23 protein-coding genes and 3 tRNA genes are annotated in these 22364 nt (G+C 69.8%); 19 read left to right on the plus strand and 7 right to left on the minus strand.

All coding sequences use genetic code 11. The features are described 5' to 3' along the window. The first annotated feature begins 82 nt into the window (after nucleotides 1–82). From serA to Q9R19_RS05090, 9 genes are all read left to right on the plus strand, one after another. Nucleotides 83–1702 (plus strand): phosphoglycerate dehydrogenase, encoded by a 1620-nt coding sequence (serA, locus tag Q9R19_RS05050; RefSeq protein WP_311255242.1) that lies wholly within the window; start codon nucleotides 83–85, stop codon nucleotides 1700–1702. A 130-nt stretch (nucleotides 1703–1832) separates the two neighbouring features. Then, on the plus strand, nucleotides 1833–2882 hold the full coding sequence (locus Q9R19_RS05055) for a 3-isopropylmalate dehydrogenase (protein WP_311255243.1): 1050 nt from the start codon (nucleotides 1833–1835) through the stop codon (nucleotides 2880–2882). Nucleotides 2883–2928: 46 nt separating this feature from the next. Further along, nucleotides 2929–4017 carry a branched-chain amino acid aminotransferase gene (locus Q9R19_RS05060; RefSeq protein ID WP_311255244.1) on the plus strand — a complete coding sequence of 363 codons (1089 nt, stop codon included), beginning with the start codon at nucleotides 2929–2931 and terminating at the stop codon, nucleotides 4015–4017. Between the two features lie 139 nt (nucleotides 4018–4156). Beyond that, nucleotides 4157–4933 carry a fumarylacetoacetate hydrolase family protein gene (locus Q9R19_RS05065; RefSeq protein WP_311255245.1) on the plus strand — a complete coding sequence of 259 codons (777 nt, stop codon included), beginning with the start codon at nucleotides 4157–4159 and terminating at the stop codon, nucleotides 4931–4933. Beyond that, complete coding sequence (locus Q9R19_RS05070; RefSeq protein ID WP_311255246.1) at nucleotides 4930–6192, plus strand: MFS transporter; 1263 nt, start codon at nucleotides 4930–4932, stop codon at nucleotides 6190–6192. The genes Q9R19_RS05065 and Q9R19_RS05070 overlap by 4 nt, the downstream gene beginning before the upstream one ends. Next, entirely contained in the window at nucleotides 6189–6947 is a 759-nt protein-coding gene (locus Q9R19_RS05075; RefSeq protein WP_311255247.1) for a methyltransferase domain-containing protein, read from the plus strand. The genes Q9R19_RS05070 and Q9R19_RS05075 overlap by 4 nt, the downstream gene beginning before the upstream one ends. Before the next feature lie 44 nt (nucleotides 6948–6991). Further along, on the plus strand, nucleotides 6992–8503 hold the full coding sequence (gene gltX / locus Q9R19_RS05080; RefSeq protein ID WP_311255248.1) for a glutamate--tRNA ligase: 1512 nt from the start codon (nucleotides 6992–6994) through the stop codon (nucleotides 8501–8503). A gap of 126 nt (nucleotides 8504–8629) precedes the next feature. Further along, on the plus strand, nucleotides 8630–9112 hold the full coding sequence (locus Q9R19_RS05085; RefSeq protein ID WP_311255249.1) for a lipocalin family protein: 483 nt from the start codon (nucleotides 8630–8632) through the stop codon (nucleotides 9110–9112). Nucleotides 9113–9208: 96 nt separating this feature from the next. After that, nucleotides 9209–9280, plus strand: a tRNA-Gln gene (locus Q9R19_RS05090). Nucleotides 9281–9322: 42 nt separating this feature from the next. Here Q9R19_RS05090 and Q9R19_RS05095 read toward each other — a convergent pair. Both Q9R19_RS05095 and Q9R19_RS05100 read right to left on the minus strand, forming a co-directional pair. Continuing rightward, nucleotides 9323–9601, minus strand: coding sequence for a hypothetical protein (locus tag Q9R19_RS05095; RefSeq protein ID WP_311255250.1), 279 nt, complete (start codon nucleotides 9599–9601; stop codon nucleotides 9323–9325). A 23-nt stretch (nucleotides 9602–9624) separates the two neighbouring features. After that, complete coding sequence (locus Q9R19_RS05100) at nucleotides 9625–10575, minus strand: DUF4267 domain-containing protein (RefSeq protein ID WP_311255251.1); 951 nt, start codon at nucleotides 10573–10575, stop codon at nucleotides 9625–9627. A gap of 84 nt (nucleotides 10576–10659) precedes the next feature. Between Q9R19_RS05100 and Q9R19_RS05105 the strand changes: the two genes are divergently transcribed. Continuing rightward, nucleotides 10660–11157 carry a MarR family transcriptional regulator gene (locus Q9R19_RS05105; protein WP_311255252.1) on the plus strand — a complete coding sequence of 166 codons (498 nt, stop codon included), beginning with the start codon at nucleotides 10660–10662 and terminating at the stop codon, nucleotides 11155–11157. Nucleotides 11158–11159: 2 nt separating this feature from the next. On the opposite strand, the gene Q9R19_RS05110 is transcribed toward Q9R19_RS05105, so the two are convergent. Beyond that, on the minus strand, nucleotides 11160–11561 hold the full coding sequence (locus tag Q9R19_RS05110) for a hypothetical protein (RefSeq protein ID WP_311255253.1): 402 nt from the start codon (nucleotides 11559–11561) through the stop codon (nucleotides 11160–11162). 186 nt (nucleotides 11562–11747) lie between these two features. Here Q9R19_RS05110 and Q9R19_RS05115 point away from each other — a divergent pair, with 186 nt between their 5' ends. From Q9R19_RS05115 to Q9R19_RS05125, 3 genes are all read left to right on the plus strand, one after another. After that, a complete protein-coding gene (locus tag Q9R19_RS05115) occupies nucleotides 11748–12101 on the plus strand; it encodes a hypothetical protein (protein WP_311255254.1) in 354 nt (117 codons plus the stop codon). A 76-nt stretch (nucleotides 12102–12177) separates the two neighbouring features. After that, nucleotides 12178–12642, plus strand: a complete 465-nt coding sequence (locus Q9R19_RS05120) for a hypothetical protein (RefSeq protein WP_311255255.1) — start codon at nucleotides 12178–12180, stop codon at nucleotides 12640–12642. Nucleotides 12643–12708: 66 nt separating this feature from the next. Continuing rightward, nucleotides 12709–13704, plus strand: a complete 996-nt coding sequence (locus tag Q9R19_RS05125; protein ID WP_311255256.1) for a pirin family protein — start codon at nucleotides 12709–12711, stop codon at nucleotides 13702–13704. 9 nt (nucleotides 13705–13713) lie between these two features. On the opposite strand, the gene Q9R19_RS05130 is transcribed toward Q9R19_RS05125, so the two are convergent. Next, a complete protein-coding gene (locus Q9R19_RS05130) occupies nucleotides 13714–14163 on the minus strand; it encodes a carboxymuconolactone decarboxylase family protein (RefSeq protein WP_311255257.1) in 450 nt (149 codons plus the stop codon). Nucleotides 14164–14295: 132 nt separating this feature from the next. Here Q9R19_RS05130 and msrA point away from each other — a divergent pair, with 132 nt between their 5' ends. Then, nucleotides 14296–14853 (plus strand): peptide-methionine (S)-S-oxide reductase MsrA, encoded by a 558-nt coding sequence (gene msrA / locus Q9R19_RS05135; RefSeq protein ID WP_311255258.1) that lies wholly within the window; start codon nucleotides 14296–14298, stop codon nucleotides 14851–14853. A 9-nt stretch (nucleotides 14854–14862) separates the two neighbouring features. Here msrA and Q9R19_RS05140 read toward each other — a convergent pair whose 3' ends face one another. After that, complete coding sequence (locus tag Q9R19_RS05140; protein ID WP_311255875.1) at nucleotides 14863–15354, minus strand: Lrp/AsnC family transcriptional regulator; 492 nt, start codon at nucleotides 15352–15354, stop codon at nucleotides 14863–14865. A 119-nt stretch (nucleotides 15355–15473) separates the two neighbouring features. Between Q9R19_RS05140 and Q9R19_RS05145 the strand changes: the two genes are divergently transcribed. Both Q9R19_RS05145 and pepN read left to right on the plus strand, forming a co-directional pair. Continuing rightward, nucleotides 15474–16667: a PLP-dependent aspartate aminotransferase family protein gene (locus Q9R19_RS05145; protein WP_311255259.1), complete on the plus strand. Its 1194-nt coding sequence runs from the start codon at nucleotides 15474–15476 to the stop codon at nucleotides 16665–16667. A gap of 53 nt (nucleotides 16668–16720) precedes the next feature. Then, nucleotides 16721–19228, plus strand: coding sequence for an aminopeptidase N (gene pepN, locus Q9R19_RS05150; protein ID WP_311255260.1), 2508 nt, complete (start codon nucleotides 16721–16723; stop codon nucleotides 19226–19228). A 110-nt stretch (nucleotides 19229–19338) separates the two neighbouring features. Here the strand turns inward: pepN and Q9R19_RS05155 are convergent, their stop codons facing one another. Further along, nucleotides 19339–19977 carry an MBL fold metallo-hydrolase gene (locus Q9R19_RS05155; RefSeq protein WP_311255261.1) on the minus strand — a complete coding sequence of 213 codons (639 nt, stop codon included), beginning with the start codon at nucleotides 19975–19977 and terminating at the stop codon, nucleotides 19339–19341. Nucleotides 19978–20124: 147 nt separating this feature from the next. Between Q9R19_RS05155 and Q9R19_RS05160 the strand changes: the two genes are divergently transcribed. The 3 genes from Q9R19_RS05160 to Q9R19_RS05170 all read left to right on the plus strand — a co-directional run bounded on the left by Q9R19_RS05160 (nucleotide 20125) and on the right by Q9R19_RS05170 (nucleotide 21492). After that, a tRNA-Glu gene (locus tag Q9R19_RS05160) sits at nucleotides 20125–20197 on the plus strand. 135 nt (nucleotides 20198–20332) lie between these two features. After that, complete coding sequence (locus Q9R19_RS05165) at nucleotides 20333–21358, plus strand: LLM class flavin-dependent oxidoreductase (RefSeq protein ID WP_311255262.1); 1026 nt, start codon at nucleotides 20333–20335, stop codon at nucleotides 21356–21358. 61 nt (nucleotides 21359–21419) lie between these two features. Next, nucleotides 21420–21492, plus strand: a tRNA-Glu gene (locus Q9R19_RS05170). A 56-nt stretch (nucleotides 21493–21548) separates the two neighbouring features. Here the strand turns inward: Q9R19_RS05170 and Q9R19_RS05175 are convergent. Beyond that, nucleotides 21549–22355, minus strand: coding sequence for an SDR family oxidoreductase (locus Q9R19_RS05175; RefSeq protein ID WP_396653446.1), 807 nt, complete (start codon nucleotides 22353–22355; stop codon nucleotides 21549–21551). Between the last annotated feature and the right edge of the window lie 9 nt (nucleotides 22356–22364).

Raw genomic sequence — 22364 nt, forward strand, 5'->3', positions numbered from 1 at the left:
GGGTAGAGTGTGTCCCGATCGCGCCCCGACGGCGTGCGGCGCATCGACTGCCATCCACCGTGTGCTGCCCCGAAGGATACCTGTGCCGAATCAGTCCGCATCCAAGCCCGTCGTCCTCCTCGCAGAGGTGCTCTCGCCCGCGACGATCGAGGCACTCGGCCCCGACTTCGAGGTGCGGAGCGTCGACGGCACCGACCGCGAGGCGCTGTTCGCGGCGCTCGCCGACGCGGATGCCATCCTGGTGCGCTCCGCGACCAAGGTCGACGCCGAGGCGCTCTCGCACGCGCCGAAGCTGAAGGTCATCGCGCGCGCCGGCGTGGGCCTGGACAACGTCGACATCAAGGCCGCCACCACCGCGGGCGTCATGGTCGTGAACGCGCCGACCTCGAACATCGTCTCTGCGGCGGAGCTGACCATCGGGCACATCCTCAGTCTCGCCCGCCGCATCCCGGCCGCACACGCCTCCCTGGCCGGCGGCGCCTGGAAGCGCAGCTCGTTCACCGGTGCCGAGCTGTTCGAGAAGACGGTCGGCATCGTCGGGCTCGGCCGCATCGGCGCGCTGGTCGCCGCGCGCCTGAACGCCTTCGACATGCGCGTCATCGCATACGACCCCTACGTCACCAGCGCCCGTGCGCAGCAGCTGGGCGTGCAGCTGGTCTCGCTCGACGAGCTGGTCGCCGAGGCGGACTTCCTCACCATCCACATGCCCAAGACGCCCGAGACCACGGGAATGATCGCGGCGGCGCAGTTCGCCGCCATGAAGCCGACCGCGTTCGTCGTCAACGTGGCCCGCGGCGGCCTGATCGACGAGGCCGACCTGCACGAGGCGCTCGTCGCCGGCGAGATCGCCGGTGCCGGACTGGACGTGTTCACCTCGGAGCCGCCCGCTGAGGACAGCACGGCGCGCGCGCTGCTGGGGCTGCCGAACGTGATCGTCACGCCGCACCTGGGCGCCAGCACGGAAGAGGCGCAGGAGAAGGCGGGGGTGTCGGTCGCACGGTCGGTGCGTCTCGCGCTGGGCGGAGACCTGGTGCCGGATGCCGTGAACGTCGCCGGCGGCGTGATCGACCCGTATGTGCGGCCGGGCATCGCCCTGGTCGAGAAGCTCGGCCAGATCTTCTCGGCGCTGTCGCAGTCGCCGCTGACCAGCCTGGACGTCGAGGTGCACGGCGAGCTGAACGACTACGACGTGAGCGTGCTCGAGCTCGCCGCGCTCAAGGGCGTGTTCACCAACATCGTCAGCGAGACCGTGTCGTACGTGAACGCTCCTCTGCTGGCCGAGCAGCGCGGCGTCGCCGTGCGCCTGCTGCAGGACGAGATCAGCGAGGAGTACCGCAACGTTATCACGCTGCGGGGGGCGCTCTCGGACGGCTCCCAGCTGGCGGTGTCGGGAACGCTGACGGGTCCGAAGCAGATCGAGAAGCTGGTCGCGATCAACGGTCACGCGATCGAGCTGCCGATCGAGAAGCACCACGTCGTGATGACCTACACCGACCGGCCGGGCATCGTGGCCGTGTACGGCCAGAAGTTCGGCGAGGCGGGGATCAACATCGCCGGCATGCAGATCGCCCGCGAGGCGGCCGGCGCGCAGGCGCTCGCCGTGCTGACGCTGGACTCGCCGGTCACCGACGACCTGCTCGCCGATGTGAGCGCAGCGATCGAGGCCGACCTGTTCCGTCAGATCGAGATCACCGAGGTCTGATCCGGATCCAGGAGTCGCGACGGCGCGGTGTCGCCCGGCGACTCGCGGTCGGAGGCGGTGTCCCGTCGCGACTACGCTGGAGCCACGTCCGCGGCGACCGGCGTCGCGGCTCGTGGTGCAAGGGAGTTCCATGTCGCGCGTCGTGAAGCTGGCTGTCATCCCCGGGGACGGGATCGGACCGGAGGTCATCGCCCAGGCCGAGCGCGTGCTCGACACCGTGACCGCGAGCAGCGACGTCGCGTTCGAGAAGACGCCGTTCTCGCTCGGAGCCGACCGCTACCTCGCGACCGGCGACACGCTGACGGATGCCGATCTCGACGCCATCCGCTCGCACGACGCGATCTTGCTCGGCGCTGTTGGGGGAGTGCCCGGCGACCTGCGCCTGAAGGACGCCAACATCGAGCGAGGGCTGCTGCTGAAGCTGCGCTTCGAGCTGGACCACTACGTGAACCTGCGTCCCTCCAAGCTGTTCGCAGGAGCGCCCGGGCCGCTCGCGAACCCCGGCGAGATCGACTTCGTGGTCGTCCGGGAGGGCACCGAGGGTCCGTACGTGGGCAACGGCGGCAGCATCCGCAAGGGCACCCCGCACGAGGTCGCCAACGAGACCAGCGTCAACACCGCCTTCGGCGTGGAGCGCGTCGTGCGCCACGCGTTCGAACTCGCCGAGCGTCGCCGCCGCAAGCTGACACTCGTGCACAAGACCAACGTGCTCGTGCACGCCGGGGCGATCTGGAAGCGGATCGTCGACCACGTGGCATCCGAGCATCCCGACGTGAGTGTCGACTACCTGCACGTCGACGCGGCCACCATCTTCCTGGTGACCGATCCGTCGCGCTTCGACGTGATCGTCACGGACAACCTCTTCGGCGACATCCTCACCGATCTGGCCGGCGCCGTCACCGGCGGCATCGGCCTGGCGGCCTCCGGCAACATCAACCCGGACGGCACCTCTCCCTCGATGTTCGAGCCCGTGCACGGTTCGGCGCCCGACATCGCGGGGCAGCAGAAGGCCGACCCCACGGCCGCCATCCTGTCCGTCGCGATGCTGCTCGATCACCTCGGGCTGCGCGACGAGGCCGCGCGCGTGCAGCGCGCCGTCGAGCAGGACATCGCCGCCCGCACGGGCAGCCGCAGCACCAGCGAGACCGGCGACGCCGTGATCGCCCTGCTGCAGGCGTAATCTGACAGTACGCGCGCACCGCCGCCGCATTCGAACGAGGACAGACATGACCGACACCACCACCGCACCTCTGACCTTCGCCGTGACGAAGAACCTCGCCGCCAAGAGCCCGGCTCAGCGCGAGGAGATCCTGCAGAATCCTGGATTCGGCGTTCACTTCACCGATCACATGGTCGACATCTGCTGGTCCGAGAACGGCGGCTGGCATCGTCCGCGGGTGCAGCCCTACGGCCCCATCTCGCTCGATCCGGCAGCCGCGGTGCTGCACTACGGGCAGGAGATCTTCGAGGGCATCAAGGCCTACCGGCATGCCGACGGCTCGGTGCACACCTTCCGTCCCGACCGCAATGCGGCCCGTCTGCAGCGCAGTGCGCGCCGCCTGGCGCTGCCCGAGCTGCCCACGGAGCACTTCATCCAGTCGATCCGCGAGCTGGTGGCGGTCGACGGCTCCTGGGTGCCGTCGGGCGCCGATCAGAGCCTGTACCTGCGGCCGTTCATGTTCGCCAAGGAGGCGTTCCTGGGCGTGCGCCCCGCGAAGAAGGTGGCGTACTACCTGATCGCCTCGCCCGCCGGCGCCTACTTCACCGGCGGTGTGAAGCCGGTGCGCATCTGGCTCAGCGAGGACTACGCCCGTGCGGGCAAGGGCGGCACCGGCGCCGCCAAGACCGGCGGCAACTACGCATCCAGCCTGTTGCCGCAGGCCGAGGCGTACGAGAAGGGCTGCGACCAGGTCGTCTTCCTCGACGCGGAGCGGAACGTCGAGGAGCTCGGCGGCATGAACGTGGTGTTCGTGTTCAAGGACGGCCGCATCGTCACCCCGGCGTCGGACTCGATCCTGGAGGGCATCACGCGCGACTCGCTGTTGCAGCTGGCCGAGGACCGCGGCCTGACCGTCGAGCGTCGACCGGTGTCGCTGGACGAGTGGCGTCAGGGCGTGGCGTCCGGCGACATCGTCGAGGTGTTCGCCTGCGGCACCGCTGCGGTGGTCACCCCGATCGGCGCGCTCGTCGGCGAGGGCTTCGAGGAGCCCCAGCCGGTCGGAGAGCTGGCCTTGTCGCTGCGCGAGGAACTCACCGACATCCAGTACGGCCGCCGCGAGGACACGCACGGCTGGCTGCTGCGCCTGGACGTCTGACCCCTTCCGTCGAGACCCCTCTCGGTTGTCGAGACCCCTGCTGAACAACGCCATTCACGAGGGGTCTCGGCAGTCAGGAGGGGTCTCGACGCGGGAAGCGCGGGGAGCGCGGGGAGCGCGGGGTGGATAGGCTGTTGCGGTGAAGATCGCACGGTTCAGCCACAACGAGAGCATCCGGTTCGGCATCGTCGACGAGGGAGACCTGGTCGTGCTCGCGGGCGACCCGATGTTCGCCGGATTCGAGACGACGGGGGAGCGCGTGCCGCTCGCCGACGCGGCGCTGCTGGCTCCTGTGATCCCGCGCTCCAAGGTGGTATGCGTGGGCCGCAACTACCACGAGCACGCCGCAGAGTTCGGCAACGTCGCCCCCGAGGAGCCGCTGCTGTTCTTGAAGCCGAACACCTCGGTGATCGGCCCCGGCGACGCGATCCTGCGCCCGGCGATCTCGGAGCGCACCGAGTTCGAGGGCGAGCTGGCGGTCGTGATCGGTCGCATCGCCAAGAACGTGAAGGCCGAGGACGCCCTGGACCACGTCTTCGGGTACACCGTGGGCAATGACTTCACAGCGCGCGACATCCAGCGCAAGGACGGCCAGTGGACCCGGGGCAAGGGCTTCGACACCTTCTGCCCGCTGGGCCCGGTGATCGAGACGGAGTTCGATGCGGCGTCGGCTCGCATCGAGACCCGGGTGAACGGCGAGGTGCGCCAGCAGGCGCCGCTGACCGACATGATCCACTCGGTCGCCGACATCATCTCCTACGCCTCCGCAGCGTTCACTCTGCTCCCGGGCGACGTGATCATGACCGGAACGCCCGCAGGCGTGGGACCTGTCGTCGCGGGCGACACGATCGAGGTCGAGGTCCCGGGCATCGGCATCCTGGGCAACCCGGTGCGCGACGCGGTCGCGACCCCGTGAGCAGGGCCGTCACCCTCGACGAGGTCACCGCGCTCCAGCGCCGCACGGTGCGCATCCTCTCGGTCGGGCAGGTGCTCGGCGGCATCGCCTTCGGTGCGACCGTGTCCCTCGGGGCGCTTCTGGCAGCCGACCTGTCCGGTGACGATGCGCTGTCGGGCCTGGCGACGGCATCCGTCACGCTGGGCGCCGCGGCCTTCGCCATCCCGCTCGCGCGCTTCGCCGCCCGTCGCGGGCGCAGGCTCTCGCTGACCGCGGGCAACCTCCTGGCGCTGGTCGGTGTCGTGACCGTGATCACGGCGGCCGCACTGCGGGTGTTCCCGCTGCTGCTGGTCGGCATCGTCATGGTCGGCATGGGCAATGCGGGCAATCTGCAGTCGCGGTTCGCGGCGACCGACCTCGCGTCGCCGCAGCATCGCGCCCGTGACCTGTCGGTGGTCGTGTGGTCCACGACCGTGGGCGGGGTGGCCGGGCCGCTGCTGCTCACGCCGGGCGAGATCGTCGGAGAGGCGATCGGGATGCCGCCGCTGACCGGCTCGTACCTGTTTTCGCTGATCGCGCAGATCGCAGCGCTCGTGCTGTACCTGCTCGCTCTGCGGCCCGACCCGCTGCTGACCGCGCTGAGCCTGGCGGCCACGCACCCGACCTCGTCACCGCTGGGCGCCGGGGTGGATCGCCCGGTCAGCGCCCGCTACGCGATCTTCGCGGTCTCCGGCTCGCACGCGGTGATGGCGTCGGTGATGGCGATGACTCCGATTCACCTGAAGCACATGGCGCACGACCTGCACGGGGCGATGACCAGCGAGACCGACGTGACACTGCTGGTCGGCATCACGATCGCGCTGCACGTGGCGGGCATGTACGGACTCTCGCCGGTGTTCGGCATCCTCTCCGATCGCTGGGGGCGGGTGCGGGTGGTGCTGCTGGGCCAGGCCGTTCTCGCGGCATCGCTGATCATCGCCATCTTCGCCGGGCGGTCGCCCGCGGGCGTGATGATCGCCCTGATCCTGCTCGGGCTGGGGTGGAGCGCTGCGACCGTCGCCGGCGCGGCGCTGCTGACCGAGTCGTCCACGGTCGAGATGCGTCCGCGTCGCCAGGGCATCAGCGACTCCCTGATGAGTCTGACCGCCGCGATCGGGGCCGCCGCGGCCGGGTGGGTGCTGACGACGTTCGACTACGCCGGGCTCGGCATCGTCGCCCTGGCGTTCGTCATCGCGATCACGGCGCTGTCCCCGCTGGGCCGGATCCGCGAGACCGCATGAGCTGGGCCGGCACGGGTGAAGCGTACGCGTCGTCGTACGCGGACCTGTGCGCGGGCACGGGGCCTCGGCTCCGGGAGCTCGCCGGTGCGGCGCGCGGGCGTTCGCTGCTGGATGCCGGTGCGGGCGACGGGCGCCTCGCCGCGGCGTGGCGGGATGCCGGGTGGCGGGTGACCGCGTGCGAGCCGGAGCGCAGCATGCGCGAGGCGGCTGTGCGGCAGCATCCGGATCTCGACATCGTCGACGGGGCGCTGCCCGCGCTGCCGTTCGCCGACGACGCCTTCGACGCGGTGGTGGCGAACTTCGTGCTCAATCACGTGGCCGACCCGCGCGCCGGCGCGGCCGAGCTGCGCCGCATCGCGCGGGGGGTCGTGATCGCGACCACCTGGTCGGCATCCCCATCGTCCTTCTGGGCCGAGGTGACGGCGCTGTCCGGGCTGACGCCGGTCGCCGGCGGTCGTCTTCCCGCCGACAGGGACTTCGCGCGCACGGCGCCCGGGTTCGATCGGATGCTGCGCGATGCCGGCTGGCATCCCAAGGTGACCGAGCTCACCTGGACCTGGCGTCCCAGCATCGACGCGCTGTGGCGGTCGGTCGAAGGGGGAGTGGCCGGTGCCGGCGCGTTCTACGCGGGACTCGACGGGGCCGGGCGCGTCCGGTTCCGCCGGGCGTTCGAGCGCCTCGCCGCAGAGCTCTCCGACGGCGGCGCCGTGCCGCACACGCAGACGGCTGCGATCGCCGTCGAGCGGGTGCGCTGAGCCGTCTCGGGCGCGGCATCCGCCCCGGATAGAATCGAGGGGATATGGCTACCGTGCATCCCCTCACCACCACCGCGACCGGATCCGACATCCGCGTGCGCTTCTGCCCTTCGCCGACCGGCCTGCCGCACGTCGGCATGGTGCGCACGGCGCTGTTCAACTGGGCGTACGCGCGGCACAACGGCGGCAAGCTGATCTTCCGCATCGAGGACACCGACGCGGCCCGCGACAGCGAGGAGAGCTTCCGCCAGCTGGTCGACGCGCTCACCTGGATGAAGATCGACTGGGACGAGGGCGTCGAGGTCGGCGGCCCGCACGCCCCGTACCGGCAGTCGCTGCGCCAGGACATCTATCGCGACGTGATCGAGAAGCTGAAGGCCTCGGGCGCGGTGTACGAGAGCTTCTCCACGGCCGAGGAGATCGATGCGCGCAACGAGGCGAACGGCCGCGCCAAGCAGCTCGGCTACGACAACTTCGACCGCGACCTCACCGACGAGCAGAAGGCCGCGTTCCGCGCCGAGGGGCGGCAGCCGGCGCTGCGCCTGCGGGTGCCCGATGAGGACCTCACCTTCGTCGACCTGATCCGCGGCGAGGTCACCTTCCCGGCCGGCTCGTTCCCCGACTACGTGCTCGTGCGCCCGAACGGGCAGCCCCTGTACACCTTCGTGAACCCGGTCGATGACGCCCTGATGGGCATCACGCACGTGCTGCGCGGCGAGGACATCATGCCGTCCACGGCCCGTCAGCTGGTGCTCTACGACGCGCTGATCAAGGCCGGCGTCGCGAGTTTCGTGCCGCGCTACGCGCACATGCCGCTGGTGCTCGGCGAGACCGGCAACAAGAAGCTGTCCAAGCGCGACCCGCAGGCCGACCTGTTCCTGCACCGCGAGCGCGGCTTCATCCACGAGGGCCTGCTGAACTACCTGGCGCTGCTGGGCTGGTCGATCGGCCCCGACCGCGACGTGTTCTCGCTGGAGGAGTTCATCCAGGCGTTCGACATCGTCGACGTCAACCCGAACCCGGCCCGCTTCGACCAGAAGAAGGCCGAGTCGATCAACGGCGACCACATCCGTCAGCTGGACGGCAAGGACTTCGCCGAGCGGATGCTGCCCTATCTGGCGGATGCCGGAGTGTTCGGCGCGGCCGAGCCCACGCACGAGCAGATCGTGCTGGCATTCCGCGCCGCCCCGCTGGTGCAGGAGCGCATGCAGCTGCTGGGCGAGGCGCCGGGGATGCTGGGCTTCCTGTTCACCGACGAGGTGACCTACGAGGCGGACGCCATGAAGGGCCTGCCCGCGAACGCCGCCGAGGTGCTGGAGGCGTGCGTCGCCGCGCTCGAGCCGGTGGAGGCGTTCACCCCGGATGCCGTGCAGACGGCGCTCTCTGCTTCGCTCGTGGACGACCTCGGTCTGAAGCCGCGCGTCGCGTACGGCCCGCCGCGCGTGGCGCTGACCGGACGCCGCGTGTCTCCGCCGCTGTTCGAGTCGATGGAGCTGCTGGGCAAGGACGAGACGCTGAAGCGCCTGCGCGCGCTGGTGACCGTCCTCGGGCGGTGAGATCGAGCTCATCCGCGTGGCAGCATCCGCTGCCTCCGCAACAGGGTCGATGCAACCCCGTTCTGCTGCTGTGCCTGGGTCCGTAGTCTGATGCAGGAGCAGAGGAGAAGCATGATGAGCGACCAAGTGCATTCTGTACCCGCACTCGAGCTGCGACGCTATCTGGGCCTGTGGTTCGAGATCGGCAGGCTGCCGTTGCGCTTCGAAGACGACGGCGCCTCTGACGTGACCGCCGAGTACTCGATGAACGATGACGGCACGGTGCGGGTGGACAACCGCTGCCTGGACGAGGAGGGGCGGCCCACGCAGGCGCTGGGGCAGGGAGTGCCGGATGCGGAGCATGCCGGACGCTTGCAGGTGACGTTCCTGCCGGAGGCGCTGCGGTGGATCCCCTTCACGAAGGCGGATTACTGGGTACTGCGAGTGGACGACGACTACCGGCACGCCCTGGTGGGTACACCCGATCACCGACATCTGTGGCTTCTGGCCCGGGAGTCCCAGATCACGGATGCCGTGGAGCAGACCTTCCTCGACACCGCACGCGATCAGGGCTTCGACCTCGGCCCGTGGATCCGGCCGACACAGTCGGGACAGGTCGTCACGGTGTAGAGCGGCGGGGTTCGCCACGCCCGAGCCGATTCGATTCGCCTTCTCCTTGCTGCTCGGGTAAGCTTGAACCTCGGTGCGAGGCCTCGCTTTCGCCCTTGGGGTATGGTGTAATTGGCAACACGGCTGATTCTGGTTCAGTTGTTCTTGGTTCGAGTCCAGGTACCCCAGCAAGGAAGAAACCCCCGCTCAGGCGGGGGTTTTCCGCTTCTCTCACGTCTTTGCGAGCTCACGACTCACCGTCGCTTGTCGGCCAGTGCAACCAGGTCCTCGCGCGTGCGAGGTGGCGTAGATCACCGGCGGCGCCCCGTGGTGCTGCTTGAGCCTGTCGAGCAACGGGCCCAGGATCGCGTCGACCTCGTCACGTGTCGGCGGATGAGCGAAGAAGTCGCCGCAGTGCTCCAGGTCCAGTGCGATGTGAAGGGTCGCGCCAGCCGGGACGGTCTCGATGATGTGCTCGGCCTGAGCCTCGCCGCTGCTCTCGAAGCTCACGAAGTATACGTGTACCGTCCGCCTCAGGCCGGTGCGGAGACCTGCGCCGGCACGGTGGTGTTCGCGGCGGCGGCAGGATGCTTCGGTCTCTCGGTCAGCAGCAGCACTCCCGTGCCGAGGGTGAGCACGGCCGTGAGGGCGTGCACCCAGATGGCCATTGCGGTGGAGCCGCCCGTGGACAGGATGAGCGCGGCATCCAGCAGCGGAACGATCGCGATGATCGACATCGCCCAGCCGAGCGCACGGCGCTGGCGGGTGAACAGCAGGACCAGCGGCAGGATGCCGGTGACCAGGTCGCGAGCTCCCTTGGTGGCGAGGAACGCCGCGGCATCCCCCTCGGGCCAGGCCGCCATCCCGAAGCCGGGGGCGGTGCCACCGGGATCGATCAGGTAGCTGACCCCCACGTAGCCGATCATGGCGGCGAGAAGGAAGGTCAGGCAGGTGGCGAGGTGTCGGCGGAATGTCATCGGGTCAGCTCCTTGCGGCTGAACGTCCGCTGGCGATGCGGTCGGCGTCGGCCGCAGTGCGCCCAGCACCTGCACGAGCAGGCGGGTGATGGCGGAGGAGGGGCGCATCACATCGGAATGAGCACGCAGCACGCCGGCCTTCGCCATCAGGCTCGTGGTTCCGGCGCGGTGCAGCGCGTCCATCGCCCGGAAGAACGACTCGACACGACCAGCCGGCGTACTGACCCAATGCACCGACGCGGTGGAATCGCCCGCATTCCACATTCGATGCGCGACGCCACGGGGGATCTCGAACGACTCGCCGGCCGCGTAGTCGCGCTCCTGATCCGTGTACCCGACACGCAGCACACCGGCGAGCACGGTGAACTCTTCCGCATGACCCGGATGCATGTGCATCGGCGGCTTCTCGCCCTGCGGCTCGTACGTCGCCTCCACCTCGAAACGGGAAGGCGTGCTCTCGATGACGGTGATGCGCTCGGAGCCGCTGAGCGTCAGTGTCTGGTCCATCAGATCTCCTATTTAGCTTGCCTGCAAGTTACTTGGATAAAAGCTAACAGGGGAGCAGCTTGTGCGCAAGCTATAATTTCCGGCATGGATGACAACGACCGGATCGATGCCCTCGTGGGGCAGTGGGCGCAGCAGCGGCCGGATGTCGACCGTGAGGCGATGGCGCTGCTGGCGCGGCTCAACCGTGCCACCGAGCTCGTGAACGCACGCACCGAGGCACTCAGCCGGGATTACGGCGTCAACAAGGGCGACGGGGACGTGGTGTTCGCACTGCGCCGCTCCGGGCCCCCGTATCGGCTTTCACCGACCGCGATCGCACGTGCTCTGCTGATGACCACCGGCACCATGACCGGCAGACTCGACCGGCTCGAGAAGCGCGGCGTGATCGCGCGCGTGCCGAATCCGCAGGACCGCCGCAGTCTCGACATCGAGCTGACCCCGGAGGGGCTCCGTATGGCCGATGAGGCGGTGAGCCGGCACAATGCCACGCTGCGCGAGATCGCCGGCGGCCTGAGCGACACCGACCGCGCCGACCTCGACCGGGTCACCCGCAGGCTCATCGCAGGGCTCGGCGAGCGCTGAGCTCAGCGCGGCACCGACGACCACACGATCGAGACGCACACCATCATCGAGACCAGCGCGATGACGGCCATCGCCAGCATGCACGCCGCAAGCCACCGCAGCCGGTGCGCGCGGGCGTCGACCATGAGGCGCACCACGAACTCCGCCACCAGCAGGGCCACGAGCAGCACGACCGCGACGACGGCGACCGGAGTCGCCGCACTGCCCGTGGCGATGATGCCGATCAGCGGCACCAGGCAGACCGCCACGAACACGCCGGACGCGATCAGCCACACCGCTCCGGACGAGCTGCGCAGTGCCGGCTGGTTCGTCACCATCGTCGGGTCCGACGCCGAATCCGGCACAGGCACCCGCCTGCTGCCGCGTGCTCGCCCGCTGCCGTGCGTGGAATCATCCTGGGTCATGCATCGCAGCATCCGCTCCGGCACGGCATCCGTCGATGGGCTGGACGCGGTGGCCGATCAGCGCTATGCGGATAGCACTCCCGCCTCGCGCATGCCACCCCCTTCAGCACTCCCGGCGGTGCAGGGCATCGTCGCTTCGAGCGACGTCCCCTCCGAGGGGACGTCGTGCACGGAGAGGAGTGGAGCATGACGGTCCGGCTGAACGAAGATGCACTGTCGCACGCGCGCGGCCTGCTGCGCGAGGGCGAGGTCGTCCACGACGAACGCGATGACTGGAGCGAGCACGCACCCAGCACCGACGACGAGAACGACTTCATCGACGAGCACGGCATGAGCGAGTTCGCGCGATGGCACCTGGGCGAGGACACCGACGCGACGGAAGGGACCAAGGGGCGCTACAGCTTTCCGTTCGGCGACTTCCGCAGGCTGCACCGCTGCGCCGTGATCTCGGCGGAGAGCCGCGCCGGCCAGTACGATCACGCGTCGATCGAGAAGGCGCTGAAGGACCTGCTCGAGCAGATCGACGGCAAAGACGACTGAAGACGTCACGCCCCCGCGCGGGCGCTCGGCGTGCAGCGTTCGGCTCGCCCCTAGGGTGCGCGGGTAGATTCGCAGCGTGACATCGCCGGCATCCGCTTCCGCTCGCGCCATGCGCGGTATCGGCGCCGCCGCCGTCATCGCCGGCGGGCTCGTCGCGGCGGTGACCGGCCCGCTCGAACTGACCAAAGGCAGCTGGACCGCGGCGTATCTGGTGCTCGTCGCCGGCGCCGCGCAGATCCTCATGGGCTCCGCACGCCGGCGCTGGCCGCGCGCGCGGGGGGATTCTGCCGGCTGGTGGCAGTTCGCGCTCTGGAACCTCGGCCATGCGGGCGTGATCGGCGGGACCCTGACCGGGCTCACCACGATCGTGTTCTGCGGTTCGGCGGTGCTCGTCGTCGCGCTCGTGCTGGCCTTCCTCGCCACGTTCGGCGTCGCCGAGCGATCCGAGCGGATGCTGCTGCTCGGCTACCGCGTGGTGCTCGTGCTGCTCGCCGTCAGCATCCCGGTCGGCATGGTGCTCTCCGCCATTCGCAACGCCTGAGCGGGAGTCGCTCCGGGCCGGAACTGGCTACGCTGGGTCGGGTCAGGGATGCCGAGGAGGACCATCGTGACCAACCTCGAGAAGAACCCCTCCGAGCACGTGCTCGAGCCGGGGGAGCGGTGCACGGATGTCGAGGTGCTCATCCCTCGAGAGGTGCCGCTGGGCGGCATCCGGGCCATGACGGTCCATCGCACGCTCCCGCAGAAGCAGCGCTCGCTGGTGGGCGCCTGGTGCTTCCTCGATCATTACGGGCCCGACGACGTCGCCGACACCGGCGGGATGCAGGTGCCGCGGCATCCGCACACCGGGCTGGCCACCGTGTCGTGGCTGTTCACCGGACGCATCGACCACCTCGACTCGAACGGTGTGGCCGCCGCCGTGCTGCCCGGTGAGCTCAACCTGATGATCGCTGGGAGGGGCATCACGCATCAGGAGATCAGCGCGCCGGGCACCACGACGCTGCACGGCGTGCAGCTCTGGTACGCGCTTCCGGACGCCACCCGGTTCTCCGAGCACGCCTTCGCGCATCACGCCCCCGAGCCCGTCGAGCTGCCGGGCGCGAGCATCCGGGTGTTCATCGGCTCGCTGGCGGGCTCCACCTCGCCCGTCGACACGCGCACGCCCGACCTGCTCGGCGCGGAGCTGCTTCTGGAGCCGGATGCCGAGGTCGTGCTCGAAGTCAGGGCGGATCTCGAGCACGCGGCGCTCGCCGAGACGGGCTCGATCATCGTCAACAGCACCGCGGTGCAGCATCGGCAGTTGGGCTACACGCCCACCGGCGCGGACACGCTGCGCATCGCCTCCGGGCCCGAGGGCGCCCGGGTGATCCTGCTCGGCGGCGTGCCGCTGGGCGAGCAGATCGTGATGTGGTGGAACTTCATCGGCCGCAGTCACGACGAGATCGCGGAGTTCCGGCGCCGGTACCAGGCCGAACTCGGCTTCGAGCCGGTCGACGCGCAGGATGCCGGGGGATCGCGGCTGTTCGGTCCGTATCCCGACGGTCAGCCGTCACCGCTGCCGGCACCGCCGCTGCCGACCGTGCAGCTGCGACCCCGCGGCTGACGGGTCGCGTCAGCGCGGACGCACCGGATGCTCGCTCAGAATCGAGACCCGGTTGAACGCGTTGATCGCCACGGCGACCCATTCGGCCGCCGCGAACGCCTCCTCACCGAGCACGGCGGCGGCGCCGGCCAGATCGGCCTTCGACTCCTCGCTCAGCGGCATGCGAGTCGCCGCCTCGGCGACCGCGAGCAGCGCCTTCTCGCGCTCGGTGTACAGCGCGCTCTCGCGCCAGGCCGGCAGCAGGTCGATCTTCTGCTGGGGGATGCCGGCGTCCCGGGACTCCCTCGAGTGCACGTCCAGGCAGAACGCGCACGCGTTGAGCTGCGAGGCGCGCAGCTTGACGTACTCGGACTCCTGCACCGACAGGCCGCTGTCCGCCGCCTGCTGCACGACCGCGGCCGAGAACGCGCCGATGGCCTTCCACACGTCGGGGGCGGACTTGTCCAGATATGGACGCATGACTCTCCTCGGATGCTCGGAACGCGGGCCCGGCCCGCTCTCAGCACCAACCTAGACGCCGCGGCCCCGATCACCCAGCCAAGAGGGAGAATAGACGAGCAGCATCTGCACACCGACCCGAGGAGCACAGCGATGACCAGCGGCAGCAGCGACACCGGAGCGATCACCCGCCAGCCGGGAGCCGACACGGCGGTGCTGGCCGGCGGATGCTTCTGGGGCATGGAGGATCTCATCCGCCGGCAGCCCGGGGTGCTCGCCACCCGCGTGGGGTACACCGGCGGCGAGAACGACCACGCCACGTATCGACACCACCCCGGTCACGCCGAGGCCGTCGAGATCGTCTACGACCCGGCGCAGACCAGCTACCGCGACATCCTCGCGTTCTTCTTCCAGATCCACGACCCGTCCACGCTCAATCGCCAGGGCAACGACATCGGCAGCAGCTACCGCTCCGCGATCTTCCCGCTGGATGCCGAGCAGGAGCGCACGGCCCGCGAGACGATCGCCGACGTGGACGCCTCCGGCCTGTGGCCGGGAGCCGCCGTCACGACGATCGAGCAGCCCGGCCCGTTCTGGGAGGCCGAGCCCGAGCACCAGGACTACCTGGTGCGGTATCCGGGCGGATACACCTGCCACTTCCCGCGCGCCGGCTGGGTGCTTCCCCGCCGCGACGCGGCGACCGGCTTCTGAGAGAGCCGGTCACAGTCGGGCGGATGCCGCAGGCAGCACGCCGACGCCCTCGCGCCGCTCGAACACCAGCTGCGTCTCAGTGGCGCGCACCACGTCGTGCACGGTGATGCGCTCCAGCACGATGTCGCGCAGCGAGGCGGCATCCGAGACCGCGACGTGCACGACGAAGTCGTCCGCTCCGGCGATGTGGAACACCTGCAGCACGCCCGGCGTCGCCACCAGCGCGTCGAAGAGGCTGTCGACGCCGCCCTTGTTGTGGTTGGCCAGGCGCACGCGGATCATCGCCTGCACGCTCGCGCCCAGCGCGGCCGGATCGATCGTCAGGCTCAGTCCGGTGATCACCCCGCGGGTCCGCAGCGAGCGCACCCGGAACGCGCACGTGGAGGCCGGAACGCCGAGCGCGGCGGCGAGCTGGGAGACCGGTTCGTCCGGCCTCGCGGACAGCTCCGCCAGGATGCGCAGATCCAGCGCGTCGACGGGCCTTCCCGCACCATGCTGCATCGCCAACTCGACCTCCTCGAACGCCTCGGCTCTTGCTGTGTGACCAAGATATCCGCACGCGCAGCATTGATGTGACAACGAAGGTGGACGCAGAGCGCGTCGCCGACCATCCTGGAGTCATGTCCGATCTGCCGCTGCATCCCGATACTGTCGCCGTCCACGCCGGACGCTCCGATCTCGCCGCGCTCGGCGTGCACGCCGCGCCGATCGACCTGTCCTCGACGAACCCGCTGCCCGACATCCTGCACGGCGGAGACTCCTACGAGTCGATGGCCAACGGCGGACACCCGCTGCCCGACGGCGGCAACGTGTACGCCCGGCTGTGGAACCCCACCGTGGCGCGTTTCGAAGAGGCGCTCGCCGAGCTCGAGCACGCGGAGGCCGCCGTGGCGTTCAGCTCGGGCATGGCCGCCACGACCGCGGCCATCCTGTCGCACACCACCGGGGCGGGCAAGCGCCACATCGTCGCGGTGCGCCCGCTGTACGGCGGCACGGATCACCTGCTGGACTCCGGGCTGCTGGGCGCCGAGGTCACCTTCTGCCACGAGGGCGAGGTGGGGGCCAGCATCCGGCCCGACACCGGGCTGATCGTGCTCGAGACGCCGGCGAACCCCACTCTCGACCTGGTCGACATCGCGGCGGTCGTCGCGCAGTCGCAGGGCGTGCCGGTGATCGTGGACAACACGTTCGCGACTCCGCTGCTGCAGAACCCGCTCGACCTGGGAGCGGCCATGTCGCTGCACAGCGCCACGAAGTACATCGGCGGCCACGGCGACGTGATCGCGGGCGTGATCGCCTGCTCCGAGGAGACCGCGCAGGCCCTGCGGCGCGTGCGCGCCATCACCGGCGCGCTGCTGCACCCGCTCGGCGCCTACCTGCTGCATCGCGGCCTCGCGACCCTGCCGGTGCGCATGCAGGCCCAGCAGGCGAACGCGCGGCTGCTGGCCGCGCGGCTGCGCGAGAACCCGGCCGTGACCGATGTGTTCTATCCCGAGTTCGACGATCATCGCGGGCTCGTCGGCCGGCAGCTGAGCGGCGGCGGAGCCATGATCGCCGTCCGGCTGGCCGGCGGCTACGCCGCGGCCGAGGCTCTCACCGGCGCGGTGCGGCTGTTCACGCATGCGGTCTCGCTCGGTGGCGTGGACTCGCTGCTGCAGCATCCGGCGGCGCTCACGCACCGGCCGGTCGCTCCGGAGGCGAGGCCGGGAGCAGACATCGTGCGACTGTCGATCGGCCTCGAGAACGTGGACGATCTCGCCGCCGACCTCGAGCAGGCGCTCCTCAAGGCGCAGGCCGTGGCGACCGTCGAGTGACCGTGCGCAGGCGTGAGCGCACGCGTGCGTGACCGACGTGACACGATGGAGCCATGAGTTCTGCCAACGCGACCGCCAATCTCAGCCGGGAAGAGACCGCTGAGCGCGCCGAGCACATCACCGTCCACAGCATCCGGGTCGAGCTCGACCTCAGCGGCGCGCCGGAGCGGGCGCGCACGGGCTTCCCCACCGTCACGACGCTGACGTTCGACGCGACGGCGTCCGAGACCTGGATCGATTTCATCGGCGAGAGCGTGTCCCGCGTCGTCGTCAACGACGAGGCTCGCGAGGTCCGATGGGACGGTGCGCGCATCGTCATCGACGCGCTCGCGGAGCACAACGAGGTGCGCATCGAGGCCGTGGCCGCCTACAGCCGCTCCGGCGAGGGGATGCACCGCTTCCACGACCCCGTAGACGGCGAGACGTATCTGTACACGCAGTACGAGCCGGCGGACTCGCGCCGAGTGATGGCCTGCTTCGAACAGCCCGACATGAAGGCCGCCTACACGTTCGAGATCGTCGCCCCCGCGGGCTGGCACGTGCTCTCGAACCAGTCGCCGGTGCGCGTGCAGGACGGCATCGGCGTGCAGCGGGTCGAGTTCGCGCCGACCCTGCCGATCTCCAGCTACATCACCGCCGTGGCCGCCGGACCGTATGCGCGCATCGACGGCGAGTGGTCGCGCGCCGATCAGCGCATCGACCTGGGCGTGCTGTGCCGGGCGTCACTGGCCGAGCATCTGGAGGCCGACGAGATCATCGAGGTGACACGGCAGGGCCTCGACTTCTTCAGCGAGGCGTTCGACTACCCGTACCCGTGGGGCAAGTACGACCAGATCTTCGTCCCCGAATACAACCTGGGCGCCATGGAGAACCCCGGCCTGGTCACCTTCACCGAGGCGTACATCAACCGCGGCGCGGCCACCGACGCGCAGCGCGGGGGCCGGGCGAACACCATCCTGCACGAGATGGCGCACATGTGGTTCGGCGACCTGGTGACGATGCGCTGGTGGGACGACCTGTGGCTCAAGGAGTCGTTCGCCGACTACATGGGCACGCACGCGTCGGCCGCGGCGACGCGCTTCACCGATGCCTGGGCGCGCTTCGCGAACAGCCGCAAGACCTGGGCGTACCGGCAGGATCAGCTGCCCACCACGCATCCGATCGTCGCGGACATCCCCGATCTGGAGGCCGCCAAGCTCAACTTCGACGGCATCACCTACGCCAAGGGCGCCGCGGTGCTCAAGCAGCTCGTCGCCTTCGTGGGCGAGGACGCCTTCTTCGAGGGCGCCCGCCGCTACTTCGCCGCGCACGCCTTCGGCAACACCACGCTCGATGACCTGCTGCACCAGCTGGGGGAGGTGTCCGGGCAGGACATGCGGGCCTGGTCGCGCGCCTGGCTCGAGACCAGCGGCGTCGCGACGCTGTGGCTGGAGAAGGATGCCGACGGCCGCACCGTCCTCGTTCAGGACGGCGGTGCAGCGGGTGCGCGCCCGCATCGCCTGCGCGTCGGTCTGTACGACCTGCACGACGGTCGGCTGCAGCTGCGCGAGCGGATCGAGCTGGGCATCCAGGACGAGCGCACCCCGGTCGAGATCCCGGATACCGACCTCGTTCTGTTGAACGATGACGATCTCACCTACGCCAAGGCGCGCCTGGACGAGCGCTCCCTGGCGACCGTCACGGAGTCGCTGTCCACCCTCGACGACGATCTCGTGCGCGGTCTCGTCTGGTCGTCGCTGTGGAACGCGACGCGCGACGGAGAGCTCGGCGCGGAGCGCTACCTGGACATCGTGCGGCGGCATGCGCCGGCCGAGGCCAACGTCGCGCTGCTGACCGCCGTGCTCGCCAACGCGGCGTTCGCCGTGCGCCACTACGTCGCCGATGACGCGCGGGAGGGGCAGAGCCGCGCCTGGGCGGATTCGACCTGGTCGGCACTGCAGTCGGCGGATGCCGGCAGCGACGCGCAGCTGGCGTGGGCGCGCGCCTTCGCCGCGGCATCCGCGTACGGCGGCGCTCACGACGACGCCGTGCGCGGCATCCTGAACGGCGATGCGCCACGCGGTCTCCCCGTCGACGCCGACCTGCGCTGGCTCATGCTGACGGCGCTGTCGACCACCGGCGCAGCGACCGTCGATGAGATCACGGCCGAGCACGCGGCGGACGACACGGCGACCGGCCGAACGGCCGAGATCCGCGCGCTCGCGTCTCGACCCCACGCCGCCGTGCGCGCGGCCGCCTGGGATTCCGCCTGGAACGATCTGGCCCTCAGCAACGATCATCTGGATGCCACCATCGCCGGCTTCCGCGCCGGCGGACGCCGTGATCTGATCGCCGCCTTCGATGCCGAGTACTTCGAGCGGATCCGCGGCGCGTGGGAGACGCGGTCGATCGAACTCGCGCAGCGGCTCGTCGTCGGGCTGTTCCCCGAGACGCCCGACACCGCGCTCGTGGACGGATGGCTGGAGCAGAACGCGGATGCTCCCGGTGCGCTGCGCCGGCTCGTGATCGAGGCGCGTGACGACCTCGCCCGCGATGTGCGCGTGCGCGCCGCGCAGCCCTGACCTCGGCCGGCCCCGCAAACCTGGGTCGCTGAGCCGGGCCCACGCGCCCCGGAGGCTCCGGGCGGCGCGGAGCGACGGTCGGAGTGGGGCGTGGGGATCGAAGCGTCGCCTCAGAGATCCAGCGCGTCCCCGGCCTGGAGATCGAAGTAGCGTCCGCCGCCCTGCTCCGTCGCCCACTGCAGCCGCTGCTGATGCATGTTGCGCCCGATGGTGGAGAGCGTCATGTCGTGCGTGCCGAAGGCGCGCTCGGGTGCGACGGCGAGCACGAAGTCCATGGCCTCGCCGATCTTCAGCCACGGCGCCCCGATCGGCGCGGCGAGCGTGTCGACGGCGACGCCCTCGGGAATCGCGTACGAGTCGCCGGGGTAGTAGAGCTGCTCATTGATCAGCACGCCGACGTTCTGCACCAGCGGCATCGATGAGTGGATCACGGCGTGCTCGCCGCCGAAGAAGCGCAGCGCGAACTCGCCGACGGTCACGCTCTCGCCCGGCTCGACGACGGTGATCTCGTACCCCTCGGCGGCCGCCGCGACGCCCGCCGGTGCGTAGATCGGCGTACCGGGGGCGGCGCGCAGCAGCCGATCCAGATGCGCGGAGGTCCAGTGATCCGGGTGCTCGTGGGTGATCACGATCGCGACGAGCTGCTGCACGTCGTCGAGCGGGGTGGTGAACATCCCCGGGTCGACGACGATCGTCTGGCCGACGTGGTCGATGCGGAGAGCGGCATGTTCGAACTTGGTGACGCGCATGTGCTCGAGTCAACTCCTTCGCGTTCCCCGGAGCAAGCCGCGTGACGCGACACGCCCGTCGCCGGCTCGGCGTCGCGCAGATTTGGATTCGCGCGTTCGCGCATGACAGACTTGCACGGTTGCCGAAACGACCTTCACGGGTCGGACGGCCCCATCGTATAGCGGCCTAGTACGCCGCCCTCTCACGGCGGTAACGCGGGTTCGAATCCCGCTGGGGTCACAGCGACACGAAGGCCCTCCGAGCGATCGGAGGGCCTTCGTCATCCCGGCGGCGCACGACGAGTCGCGGTGGTCCGGGGTCGTCGCGAGATTCATTCGTCGGAATGAAAATTGCGGATGCGAGGTTGGGCCTGTCATGACCGACATCGAATTCGGACTCGACACCTTCGGCGGCGTGACGAACGACGCCCAGGGGGCACCGGTTCCTCATCCGCAGGTGATCCGGGACATCATCGAGCAGGCTGTGCTCGCCGATCGCGCCGGGCTGGACTTCTTCGGCGTGGGGGAGCACCACCGCCCGGACTTCGCGGTCTCCAGCCCCGAGATGGTGCTCGCGGCGATAGCATCCCGCACCGAGCGGATACGGCTCGGCTCCGCCGTGACCGTGCTCAGCTCGGATGACCCGGTGCGGGTCTTCGAGCGTTTCGCGACACTCGATGCGGTCTCGAACGGTCGTGCCGAGATCGTGGCGGGGCGTGGATCGTTCACGGAGTCGTTCCCGCTGTTCGGGTTCGATCTGCGGCAGTACGAGGAGCTCTTCGACGAGAGGCTCGACCTGCTGTCGCACCTGCTGAGGGAGCAGCCGGTCACCTGGCAGGGCAGTACCCGTGCGCAGCTGGCCGACCAGCGAGTGTTCCCGACGACGGCGAACGGCATCCCCACCTGGGTGGGCGTCGGCGGCAGCCCGGAATCGGTTGTGCGCACGGCTCGGTACAACTTCGGCCTGTTCCTCGCGATCATCGGGGGACCGGCGGCGCGCTTCGCTCCGTACATCGATCTCTTCGATCGTGCGCAGGATCAGTTCGGCGTCGAGCACAAGCCCGTCGCCGTGCACTCGCCCGGGCTGGTCGCCGAGACCGACGAGCAGGCTCGCGCGCTGACGCACGACGGCTGGATCGCGATGCGCACGCGCATGGGCAGGGAGCGTGGCTGGGCTCCGCCGGCGGTGGGCGACTTCGAGCGCGAGATCGAGTCCGGAGCGCTCTACGTCGGCTCACCCGAGACCGTCGCGCGCAAGATCGTGGCGACGCTGGGAACGCTGCGCGTGAACCGCTTCGACTTCAAGTACGACCAGAGCCAGATCAGTCATGCCACGATGATGGACTCCATCGGGTTGTACGGCGAGCGGGTGGTTCCCATGGTGAAGGACATGCTCGGCTGAGGCCGCCGCGCCGATTTTGACCCGCTGTCACGTCATGGCATACTTGAACGGTTGCAGTGACGGCCCCATCGTATAGCGGCCTAGTACGCCGCCCTCTCACGGCGGTAACGCGGGTTCGAATCCCGCTGGGGTCACCGACACGAAAGCCCTCGGCCATGCCGGGGGCTTTCGCTTTCGCGCCGCCGAACTGTCAGAGCTCACGCCAGGAGTCGTCCGTCAGGCCCGAGCCCGCTTCGGGGCCCATCTGCAGCATCCCGCCGTCCACCGACCAATCCGCGCCGGTGACGTAGCTCGACGCAGGGGAGGCGAGGAACGCGATCACCGCAGCGACCTCCTCGGCCTTTCCCGGCCGGCCCAGTGGGACGCCGGGCCGGTGCGTGCGCTCGGCGTCCGCAGAGGTGCGCCCGCTGGCCGCCGTCGCGATCTCGCCGGGCGCCACGGCGTTCGCCGTGATCCCGTGCCGGCCCAGCTCCTGAGCCATCGTCTTGATCAAGCCGGAGAGCGCATGCTTGGCGGCGATGTACGCCCCGAGACCGACGCGCGGCTGGTGCGCATGCACACTGGTCACCGCGATGAGCCGCCCTCCCGAACCGGCCTGCACCATGTGCCGCGCGGCGGTCTGCATCCCGAGGAACGCCCCGTCGACGTTCAGCGCCATCGTGTCGAGCCATTCCTGCATCGGGATGTCGAGCACCAGCCGGGGAGTGCTCGCGCCCGCATTGTTCACGAACACGTCCAGTCCGCCGAGGCGATCACGCAGATCGTCGATGACACCAGCCACAGTGCCGAAGTCCGTCGCGTCGAAGTGCGCCACCACCGCATTGCGCCCACGCGAGCGGACGACCTCGGCTGTGTACTCGGCGCCCTCCTGATCCTCGTGCCAGGTGATGCCGACATCCATGCCGCTGTCGGCCAGAGCCACAGCCGTGGCAGCGCCGATCCCGGAGTCCGAGGCGGTGACGATCGCGTGGCGGGGGAGGAACTCGTCTGTCATCATGCCCGGCAG

It is taken from the genome of Microbacterium sp. ARD32, assembly GCF_031844385.1.
Classification (GTDB): domain Bacteria; phylum Actinomycetota; class Actinomycetes; order Actinomycetales; family Microbacteriaceae; genus Microbacterium.